Here is a 10,648-nt window from a genome sequence, read left to right as displayed (position 1 = left end):
CCCGCGACGAAAGTGGCGGGGCGCTGGTCGCCTAACGAGGCGCGCGCGGTTGCTTCCTGGCCGTCGCCCAACACAATGAAGACCGCATCCATCCCGTCATGGGCGGCGAGCGCGTCATAGGCGTGGGCCAGAACGGCCTTGCCCGCGAGCATCCGAAACTGTTTGGGACGATCGCCGCCCGCCCGGTTCCCCTGGCCGGCGGCGACGATCAGCGCGACGATACGGGGCTTGGCCGATGTCATGACCCGGCGCATAGACGAGCCGATCGGGCGCCGCCAGCCCCTCGCTTGCCGTCCTCCCCATTTTCCGCTAAAGGCTGCCTGTTTTTTAGGCAGGTTTGTTACAATTTCGATGCGCAGTCTTTCTCCCATTTTCATCGGTCCCGTGACCATCGCCATGCCGGTCGTGCTGGCGCCAATGACCGGCGTCACCGACATGCCGTTTCGCACGCTGGTCCGCCGCTATGGTTCGGGCCTCAACGTGACAGAAATGATCGCGTCGGCGGCGATGATCCGCGAAACGCGCCAGTCGCTGCAAAAGGCCGCCTGGCATCCGCTGGAAGAACCGGTGTCGATGCAACTGGCCGGCTGCTCGCCTGTGGAAATGGCCGAGGCCGCCAGGCTCAACGCTGATCGCGGCGCGGCGATCATCGACATCAACATGGGCTGCCCAGTGAAAAAGGTCGTCAATGGCGACGCGGGCAGCGCGTTGATGCGCGACCTGCCGCTCGCCGCCGCGCTCATCAAGGCGACGGTGGACGCGGTGGACGTGCCCGTCACCGTCAAGATGCGCATGGGGTGGGACCATGCCAGCCTCAACGCGCCCGAACTCGCCCATATTGCTGAAGATCTGGGGGCGAAGCTCATCACCGTGCATGGCCGCACCCGCAATCAGATGTATAAGGGATCGGCCGACTGGGCCTTCGTGCGCAAGGTCAAGGATGCCGTGACGCTGCCCGTCATCGTCAATGGCGACATTTGTTCGATCGAGGACGCGGACACCGCGCTGGAACAGAGCGGCGCGGATGGCGTCATGATCGGTCGCGGCGCTTATGGACGGCCCTGGCTGATCGGCCAGGTCATGGCATGGCTGACGGATGGCACACGCCTTCCCGACCCATCACTAGCAGAGCAATATCGCGTTATCGTAGAACATTATCATGCGATGCTCGATCATTATGACACGCATACCGGTGTCAATATGGCGCGCAAGCATATCGGCTGGTATACCAAGGGGCTGACTGGTTCGGCCGAGTTCCGCAATGCCGTGAACAAGGAGCCGGATGCGGGCACAGTGCTCGACATGCTCGCCCGCTTCTATGAGCCGCTGATCGCCAGCGGCCTTGATGCTGCGGAGCTGCGAAAGGCGGCATGACCGGCGCGCTGACGTCCGTCCCGCCGCTTCGCATGGCGCAGGACGGACCATCGCTGGGCGAACAGATGACGGCGTTGCCGGTAGCGACGCTGATCGTGAAGCCCGACAACAGCATCGCCGATGCCAATGTCCGCGCCGAAACCTTGCTCAACATGGCCCGGTCGGCCATCATCGGCAGCGACGTGTCGCGGACCATCCGCATTGCGGAGGCGGGGGCGCGGTTCGACATCTGGCACAGCAACAAGGCCGTCGCGGCCTATGACATCAAGGTCCATGCCGGGCGCACTGCCGAGATGGAGGTGGATCTGATGATCGCGCCGATCATCGATCATGACGGCTGGCGGGTCGTCTCGCTCCATGCGCAAAGCCAGGCCCGCAAGATCGGCCATCGCGGCTCATCGGGTGGCGCGCGTTCCGCCATGGGCGCGGCGGCGATCCTGGCGCATGAGATCAAGAACCCGCTGTCGGGCATACGCGGTGCGGCGCAGTTGCTCGAATCCAGCCAGGGCGGACGCGATGCGGCGCTGACCCAGTTGATCTGCAACGAGGTTGATCGCATCGCCGCGCTGATCGACCGGATGCAGGATTTCACGACCGACCGGACGCTCGATTGCCGACCGGAAAATATCTATCCGCTGATCGACCGGGCGGCCGGTATCGCGGCCGCTGGTTTTGCAAAAAATATCAAGATCATAAAACATTATGATCCATCCTTGCCATTCGCTAACATCAATGACGACGCGCTGGTGCAGGTGATGATCAACCTTCTCAAAAATGCGGCCGAGGCGCTGGAGCATGTTCAAAGCCCCTGCATCCGGGTCGAAACCGCCTTTCGCCATGGCGTTTCCGTCGTGGTCGGCGGCGGCAAGGGCAGCGCGGTGCTGCCGATCGAAATTCTCGTGATCGACAATGGACCCGGTGTGCCTGAACATATTCTCGACCATCTCTTCAATCCCTTCATCACCGGCAAGCGCGACGGGCAGGGCCTGGGGCTGGCGCTGGTGGACAAGCTGGTGCGCGACATGAACGGATTCGTTCAATATGCGCGCGATCCAGAGGCGGGCGAATCCACCTTTCGTATCCTGTTGCCGATGGGGATGGCGTGATGGCGGCGTCCGGCGCAATCCTGGTGGTCGACGACGATCCTGCCATTTGCGTGGTGGTGGGCGAAGCGCTGCGGCGACAGGGGCATAAGGTCAAGACCGCCGCCTCGATCCGCGAACGCACGGCGCTGATGGAAAGCTTTGCGCCCGACGTGCTGATCACCGACGTCATGCTGCCGGATGGCGATGGGCTTGATGGGGTGGCCCAGATCATCGAGCGGAACCCCGACCTCAACGTCATCATCCTGTCGGCGCAGAACACGCTCAACACGGCGATCCGCGCGACGGAAAAAGGTGCGTTCGAATATCTGCCCAAGCCGTTCGACCTCAACGAACTGACCCGAGCCGTTGCCGACGCGCTCGGCACCCGGCAGAGCGCGGAGGAAATGGATGGGGAAGGGGGGCTGCCGCATGACGAGCTGCCGCTCGTCGGCCGCTCACCCGCGATGCAGGAAGTCTATCGCACGATCGCGCGCGTGCTTTCCAACGACCTGTCGATCCTGGTGCTCGGCGAATCGGGGACCGGCAAGGAGTTGGTGGCGGAGGCCATTCACAGCCTGGGGCAGCGTCGCACCAAGCCATTCATTGCGATCAACATGGCCGCCATTCCGCGCGAACTGATCGAAGCGGAACTGTTTGGTTATGAAAAGGGCGCGTTCACCGGCGCCCATGCCCGGACCGCCGGCAAGTTCGAGCAGGCGCAGGGGGGAACCCTCTTCCTCGACGAGATTGGCGACATGCCGATGGAGGCACAGACCCGGCTGTTGCGTGTGCTGCAATCGGGCGAGGTGACGACCGTGGGCGGGTCGAAGCCGGTGCGGGTCAATGTCCGCATCATTGCCGCAACCAACAAGCATCTGCCTCAATTGATCGAGGAAGGCCGGTTCCGGCAGGATCTCTATTATCGGCTCAACGTCGTGCCGATCGCGCTGCCGCCGCTGCGGGAACGGCGCGAGGACGTGATCCTGCTTGCCCGCCATTTCCTCGACCGCGCGGCGCAGGAGGGTCTGCCGCGAAAGGCGTTGGCCGATGACGCGGCGCAACTTCTGATGGCTTGGCACTGGCCGGGCAATGTCCGCGAGCTTCAGAATATGATGCAGCGGCTGGCGGTGCTGAGCCGGGAAAATATCATCACGGCTGAAATGTTGCGGAACATGCTGCCGATGGACGCCGTGCCCGCCGACCATGCCGCGCCACCCGAGCAACTCGTCCATGCCGTGCGGGACTGGGCCAAGCGACAGCTCGGCATCGGCCTGGGACAGCCCCAGCGCGCCCTGCATGAAGACCTGCTGGCGGTCATCGAGCCGGTGCTGCTGGAAGAAGTGCTGTCCAGCGTCGATGGCAATCAAATCCGCGCGGCCGGGCTGCTGGGCATCAACCGCAATACGCTGCGCAAGAAACTGACCGACTATGGTCTGGACCCGCTCCAGTTGCGGATCGGGGACTGACCGGAATCAGTGGCATATCAGGACGAACCGATGGCCTGCATCGACCAGCGACAGCGGGCGTCTCAAATACTGTGTTTGAACGGGCACGGGCTTGTTGTAACAAAGCCACTATGAATGGCGCGACCACCCTCCGCAGGCGGGCCTCCGCAGGGCGGAGGCTTGTGCCGCATTTTCTGCGCAACGGGCGCCTCGCCGCGCTGGTGGAAGCTGTGACGCTTGCCCTTTTTCTGGGGATGGCGGGGCTCACCTATCATCTGCTGTCTGGTAGTGGCCAATCCTATACGCTGCTGACGCCGCCCATCGTCGCCCTGCTGCTGGTGGCGAATCTGGTGCCTGCGATCGCCTTGCTCGTCCTGGTGGGGCGCCGCGTGGCGAAGCGGCGGGCCGCGGCTTCGGCGATCGGCAGCGACGGTCAGTTGCACGTCCGCCTTGTCGCCATGTTCTCGATCGTCGCCAGCGTGCCGATGCTGTTGGTCGTGATCTTCGCCTCGCTGTTGTTTCAATATGGCGTACAATTCTGGTTTTCCGACAGCGCCCGCGGGATGCTGCAAAATGCCAGCGAACTGGCGCGCGGCTATTATGAACAGAATCTGCGCGAAGTGCGGGATGAAACGCTGACCATGGCCGGCGACCTGCGCGATTATCTGGGCCAGACGGAGGTATCGAGCCCGCGCTTTGCCGAGGGGTATATCTATCAGGTCGTCACCCGCAAGTTGAACCGGTCCGCCATTATCGAGGTCGGCAAGGACGGGATCGCCCGCACCGCCGCTACCGTTGACCCCGAAAACCGCCCCGCGTCGGAAATGCTGTCCGCCGAAGTCGTCCGTCGCCTGGCCGCTGGCGAGGATATCGTGGTCCAGGCGCGCCCCAACCAGGTTGAGGCGGTGACTCTGCTCTACCCCAAATCCAAGATCTATCTCTACGCCACCCGCAATGCGGGCACATCATCCTTCAGCAATGTCGAGCGCGCGCAGAAGGTGATCGCCGACTATGATCTGTTCGCTGCACAGTCGCGGGCGCTGCAATTGCGTTTCAACATCGCGCTGTTCGTGGGGTCGCTGCTGCTGGTCGGCATCGCCGTTTACATTGCGCTCGCCGTCGCCGACTGGATGGTCCGGCCGGTGAACGAGCTGGTCACGGCGGCGCGGCGGATCACCGCCGGCGATCTGTCCGCGCGCGTGACGAGTCCCCAGAGCCGCGACGAGATCGGCACGCTTGCCGCCGCCTTCAACCGCATGACCCAGCGGCTGGAGGCGCAGACCGGCGCGCTGGTCGCCGCCAACAGCCAGCTTGACGAGCGCCGCGCTTTTATCGAGGCGATCCTGTCGGGGGTCACTGCCGGCGTCCTCTCGGTCGATCTTGCGGGCGTGATTGTGTTGCTCAACAGCTCGGCCGCGGCGATCCTGGTGGAGCAGGGGGATGATCCTGTGGGCCGCCGCCTCGCCGAAATATCGCCCGAACTCGCTGAATTTGTCGCCTCGGACGAGGATGCCGGCATCGTGCAGGTCCGCGCCCATGGCGACCTGCGCACGCTTGCGGTCAAACTGGCGCGGGACGCATCGCGTCATATCCTGACCTTCGACGACATCACGCAGCAGCTTTCGGACCAGCGCCGCGCCGCCTGGTCCGACGTGGCGCGTCGCATCGCGCACGAAATCAAGAATCCGCTGACCCCGATCCAACTCGCCGCCGAACGGCTCCAGCGCCGCTATGGTGAAGAGGTGACGAACGACAAGGCCACCTTTTCCCGCCTGACCGGCACGATCGTGCGCCAGGTCGGCGATCTGCGGCGGATCGTGGACGAATTTTCCTCCTTCGCGCGGATGCCCAAACCGGTCTTCCGGCGTGAGGCGATCGGCGACATTGCGCGCCACGCCCTATTCCTGCACGAAGTCGCGCATCCCGACATCCGGTTTGAATATGATGCCCAAGCGGTCGATCTGGAACTGGTCTGCGACCGGCGCCAATTGGGGCAGGCGCTTACAAATATCGTGAAGAATGCGGTGGAAGCCATTGAACCAAAACCTGTTCCTGATGATGGAACGCCGCGTGGCCATGTTCGCATGGCATTGGCGCGGGACGGCAGCGATGTCGTCATCACCGTGCGTGACGACGGCATCGGTCTGCCGCCCGAACGGGACCGGATATTGGAACCTTATATGACGACGCGATCCAAAGGGACGGGTCTGGGCCTCGCCATCGTCAAGAAGATTGTCGAGGAGCATCTGGGGGAGATCCGCTTCGACGATGCCGAAGGGGGCGGGGCGTGTGTGACCCTGCGGTTCGCCGCAGGGGCGCTGGAAAAACTGGAAGAGGGACAGGTGATAGCCCTCCCCAAAGGAAAAGTGACGGCCAATGGCGCTTGATATTCTGATTGTGGACGATGAAGAGGATATTCGCGACCTGGTCGCGGGTGTGCTCGAAGATGAAGGTTTTACCACCCGCACCGCCGCCCATAGCGACAGCGCGATCGACGCGCTCGACGCGCGCCGTCCCTCGCTGGTGCTGCTTGATGTGTGGCTTCAGGGGTCGCGGATGGACGGGCTGGAACTGCTTGACGAGATCAAGCGGCGAGACCCGACCATCCCCGTGCTGATGATTTCCGGTCATGGCAATATCGACACCGCCGTCGCCGCTATCCGCAAGGGCGCGGCCGACTTCATCGAAAAGCCGTTCGAAGCCGATCGGCTGCTTCATCTTGTCGCCCGCGCGACCGAGACCGAACGGCTGCGCCGGGAAAATCAGGTGCTGCGCGCGCGCTTCGGCCAGGATGACGAACTGACCGGCACGTCGGCCGCCATCAACGGCGTCCGCGCCACGATCAAGAAGGTGGCCGGCACCGGCAGCCGCGTGCTGATCTCCGGCCCGGCGGGGGTGGGCAAGGAAGTCGCCGCGCGGATGCTCCACAGCTGGAGCGGTCGGGCCGACTCGCCCTTCATCATCGTCGCCGCCGCCCGCATGGACCCTGACCGCGTCGAGGAGGAATTGTTCGGCGTCGAGGATAATAGCGGCCTGGTCCGTCCCGGTTTCCTGGAACAATCCCATGGCGGCACGCTCTATCTGGACGAGATCGCCGACATGCCCCTGACGACGCAGGGCAAGATTCTGCGCGTGCTCACCGACCAGAGTTTCACCCGCGTCGGCGGCCAGCGGCAGGTGAAGGTGGATGTCCGCGTCATCTCCTCCACCGCCCGCAATCTCGCGACGGAAATAGAGGAACGCCGGTTTCGCGAGGATCTCTTCTACCGCCTCAACGTCGTCCCACTCGCCATTCCGCCGCTGTCCGAACGGCGCGATGATATTCCGCCGCTGGTCGATCATTATCTGGCGCGATTCGCCGCCGATCGGCGCGTCCCGCCACCGGAAATCGCCAGCGACGCCATGGCCGCGCTTCAGGCGAATGAATGGCCCGGCAATGTCCGCCAATTACGCAACGTCATCGAACGGACGATGATATTGGCGCCCGGCGATCGCATCGGCCGGATCGAACTCGACATGCTGCCGCCCGAACTCACCAGCGGCGGGAACGGAGAGGGCGTGGGCCAATCGGCGATCATGGGCGCCCCTCTGCGCGAGGCGCGCGAGTGTTTCGAGCGCGAATATCTGCGCATCCAGATCCGCCGCTTTTCGGGCAATATATCGCGCACGGCGACCTTCATCGGCATGGAGCGCTCGGCGCTGCACCGGAAACTCAAGCTGCTGGGCATTACCGAAGGCAAGGACTGAAGCGGGCGACGATGGCCCGGATGCGATCGTAAAGCGCGTCCGGGCCATTTGATGGAGGAAGTTGGCCGCCGCTCATCTCGCTTGTGGACGCATCTTCGCAATTGCGGTAGAACCGGCCCGCTCCCGGTGCGCGGGGGCAGGCAAGACACTCTGCTTAAGGGTGCAAAGAGCGGGTAACGTCCCGCCAAGAATACAGGACTGGCAAAGACCATGGCCGACAAAGTCAATAATTTGCAGGATATTTTCCTCAACAGCCTGCGTAAGAGCAAGACCCCGGTGACCATGTTCCTGGTCAAGGGCGTGAAGCTGCAAGGTATCATCACCTGGTTCGATAATTTCTCCGTGCTGCTGCGTCGCGATGGCCAGTCGCAACTCGTCTATAAGCACGCCATTTCGACGGTGATGCCGGCCCAGTCGATGGATCTGACCGAGTTGCGCAAGTCCGGTGAGGGCAATGGCAAGTCCAAATTGCTCCAGGAAATCTTCCTGTCCGCCGTCCGCAAATCCGGCAGCCCGGTGACGATGTTCCTGGTGAACGGCGTCATGCTCCAGGGTGAAATCGCCGCCTTCGATCTGTTCTGCATGTTGCTGGAACGCGACGGTATGGTCCAGCTTGTCTACAAACACGCCATTTCGACGGTCCAGCCGCTCCATGCGCTCGACCTGAGTGGCGAAAACGAGCAGGACGACTGATCCGCATCGCGCGCCGTGCCATCCATTGGTGGACCGGCGCGTATCGGAATGCTTTAAGCTGATATGGCCATATTCAACCGCGACTCCGATGATGAAGTGGCGCGCGGCGCGCGCGCCGTCGTCGTTCATGCCGAAACCCATAATGCCGACCGTCGGGACAGCGATGCCCGGCTGGAGGAGGCGCGTGGCCTTGCCCTGGCTATCGGCATCGACGTGCGCGCGGCCCAGGCTTTCCGCGTGCGTGACCGCAAGCCCGCCACCCTGTTCGGCAGCGGCCAGGTCGATCAGATCGCAACCCTGATCAAGCAGGAAGAAGCTGAACTGGTCATTGTCGACAACAGCCTGTCGCCGGTGCAGCAAAGCAATCTCGAAAAAGCGTGCGAAGCCAAGGTCATCGACCGGACTGGCCTGATCCTTGAAATTTTCGGCGAACGCGCGGCGACCAATGAAGGCCGGCTTCAGGTCGAACTGGCGCATCTCGACTATCAAGCCGGCCGACTCGTCCGCAGTTGGACCCATCTTGAGCGGCAGCGTGGCGGCTTCGGCTTCCTCGGCGGTCCGGGCGAAACCCAGATCGAGGCCGACCGTCGCATGATCCGCGATCGCATGGCCAAGATTCGCCGGGAACTCGACCAAGTGACTCGCACCCGCGGATTGCACCGCGCCCGGCGTCAACGCGCGCCGTGGCCCGTGATCGCGCTGGTCGGCTATACCAATGCCGGCAAATCGACCCTGTTCAACCGGATGACCGGCGCGACCGTCATGGCGGAGGATCTGCTCTTCGCCACGCTCGATCCGACCATGCGCCAGATCGCGCTACCTGGCCTCGACAAGGCGATCCTGTCGGACACGGTGGGTTTCGTCTCCGACCTGCCCACGCAACTGATCGCCGCGTTCCGGGCGACGCTGGAGGAAGTGCTGTCGGCAGACCTCATCGTTCATGTTCGGGATATCGCCCATCCCGATTCCGAAGCACAGCGTGACGATGTGCTGGACGTGCTGGGGGAACTGGGCGTCGCCGGCGAACCGGCGTTGGAGCGCGGGGAGGGGGAACCCGCGCCGCCGCCGATCATCGAGGCGTGGAACAAGCTCGACCTGTTGAGCGCCGATGATGAAGTGCTCGCGCGCGAGCAGGCCGCTCGCCGCGATGATGTCGTGATCCTGTCGGCCTTGACGGGCGAGGGGGTGGACATGCTCCAGCGGGCGATCAGCGACCGGATGACGCGCGGCGCCAAAGTGTATGGACTACGGCTTCCCGTATCCGATGGCGCAACGCTGGCCTGGTTGCACGAACATGGCGAAGTGCTCTCGACCCGGATCGAAGAGGAAGAAACGCGTGTTGACGTTCGCCTGTCGGACGCCGCCTTCGCCCGCTTCAACAAACGCGAGCGGGAATGAGGGTGGGCAGGGCTGACACCAACCCAACCGCCTCAGGCCAGTTTTTCACGCCGCTTGGCTTCACCCCATAATTCTTCCTTCTCCTCCAGCGACAGGTCAGAAAAGGCCGCACCCGCCACTTCCTCCATCGTCCGAAAGCGTCGGTCGAACTTTGCGTTCGCCTTGCGCAGCGCCTGTTCGGGATCGACGTTGAGATGGCGGGCGAGGTTCACGACGGCAAATAGCAGGTCGCCGACCTCTTCTTCGCGCTCCCCCGGCGTCGCGGCCTCCCGCACCTCATCCAGTTCCTCGGTGATCTTGTCGGTCACGCCGGTGATGTCCGGCCAGTCGAAACCCGTACGCGCCGCACGCTTCTGCAGTTTTTCCGCGCGGAGCAGGGCGGGTAGCGCCAGCGCCACGCCGGCCAGCGCACTTGGGTCCGGTTCCTTCTCCGCCCGCTCGACCGCCTTGATCGCCTCCCATTGGGCATGGCCATCCTCGCGCCGGGCGCCTTCGCCAAAAACATGAGGATGGCGGCGAATCATCTTCTCGCTGATGCCGTCGATCACATCCTGCAACGTAAAATGCCCGGCCTGTTCGGCCATGCGGCTGTGAAACGCCACCTGGAGCAACAAGTCGCCCAGCTCATCGCGCAGCGCCGCCATGTCGTTGCGCTCGATCGCGTCGGCGACCTCATAGGCTTCCTCAATCGTGTAGGGCGCAATCGAGCCGAAATCCTGCGCAATGTCCCATGGGCAGCCGCATTGTGGATCGCGCAGCCGCGCCATGACATTGGCGAGCGGCATGATGTCGGCGGGACTGGGCTTGTCGGGCATGGCATATCCGAAGGCTGGTTGAACAGGGTAGTTACCGAAGCGCGATAGGGGCTGCGCAGCCGCCTGACCAGGGCGGTTTCGATTTGAAGCG

The 10,648-nt window shown here is 63.5% G+C and carries 9 protein-coding genes; 7 read left to right on the top strand and 2 right to left on the bottom strand.

Annotated elements, in window-relative coordinates; genetic code table 11:
• Positions 1-398 (bottom strand): 2-C-methyl-D-erythritol 4-phosphate cytidylyltransferase (locus tag C100_RS49050; protein ID WP_235219008.1); only part of this gene is annotated, 398 nt, incomplete at its 3' end.
• On the opposite strand from C100_RS49050, the gene dusB reads away from it, so the two are divergent.
• From dusB to hflX, 7 genes are all read left to right on the top strand, one after another.
• Positions 352-1,374, top strand: coding sequence for a tRNA dihydrouridine synthase DusB (gene dusB / locus C100_RS28310; protein ID WP_024018397.1), 1,023 nt, complete (start codon positions 352-354; stop codon positions 1,372-1,374). The two genes, C100_RS49050 and dusB, sit on opposite strands and share 47 nt — an antisense overlap.
• On the top strand, positions 1,371-2,480 hold the full coding sequence (locus tag C100_RS28305; protein ID WP_024018396.1) for a two-component system sensor histidine kinase NtrB: 1,110 nt from the start codon (positions 1,371-1,373) through the stop codon (positions 2,478-2,480). The genes dusB and C100_RS28305 overlap by 4 nt, the downstream gene beginning before the upstream one ends.
• Positions 2,480-3,925 carry a nitrogen regulation protein NR(I) gene (ntrC, locus tag C100_RS28300; RefSeq protein ID WP_024018395.1) on the top strand — a complete coding sequence of 482 codons (1,446 nt, stop codon included), beginning with the start codon at positions 2,480-2,482 and terminating at the stop codon, positions 3,923-3,925. Before C100_RS28305 ends, ntrC begins: the two co-directional genes overlap by 1 nt.
• 110 nt (positions 3,926-4,035) lie before the next feature.
• The gene (locus C100_RS28295) at positions 4,036-6,291 is read left to right on the top strand and encodes a sensor histidine kinase (RefSeq protein WP_024018394.1); all 2,256 of its coding nucleotides are present in this window, start codon (positions 4,036-4,038) and stop codon (positions 6,289-6,291) included.
• Complete coding sequence (ntrX, locus tag C100_RS28290; RefSeq protein WP_024018393.1) at positions 6,281-7,651, top strand: nitrogen assimilation response regulator NtrX; 1,371 nt, start codon at positions 6,281-6,283, stop codon at positions 7,649-7,651. Before C100_RS28295 ends, ntrX begins: the two co-directional genes overlap by 11 nt.
• A 210-nt stretch (positions 7,652-7,861) precedes the next feature.
• Complete coding sequence (gene hfq / locus C100_RS28285) at positions 7,862-8,344, top strand: RNA chaperone Hfq (RefSeq protein ID WP_024018392.1); 483 nt, start codon at positions 7,862-7,864, stop codon at positions 8,342-8,344.
• 63 nt (positions 8,345-8,407) lie between these two features.
• Positions 8,408-9,742, top strand: a complete 1,335-nt coding sequence (gene hflX / locus C100_RS28280) for a GTPase HflX (protein ID WP_024018391.1) — start codon at positions 8,408-8,410, stop codon at positions 9,740-9,742.
• A gap of 32 nt (positions 9,743-9,774) precedes the next feature.
• Here the strand turns inward: hflX and mazG are convergent, their stop codons facing one another.
• The gene (mazG, locus tag C100_RS28275) at positions 9,775-10,557 is read right to left on the bottom strand and encodes a nucleoside triphosphate pyrophosphohydrolase (protein WP_024018390.1); all 783 of its coding nucleotides are present in this window, start codon (positions 10,555-10,557) and stop codon (positions 9,775-9,777) included.
• Between the last annotated feature and the right edge of the window lie 91 nt (positions 10,558-10,648).

This window comes from Sphingobium sp. C100 (assembly GCF_000508185.1).
Taxonomy (GTDB): domain Bacteria; phylum Pseudomonadota; class Alphaproteobacteria; order Sphingomonadales; family Sphingomonadaceae; genus Sphingobium.
Note: the sequence above shows the minus strand (reverse complement) of the source record. Positions and strands in the feature narration are given on the sequence as shown.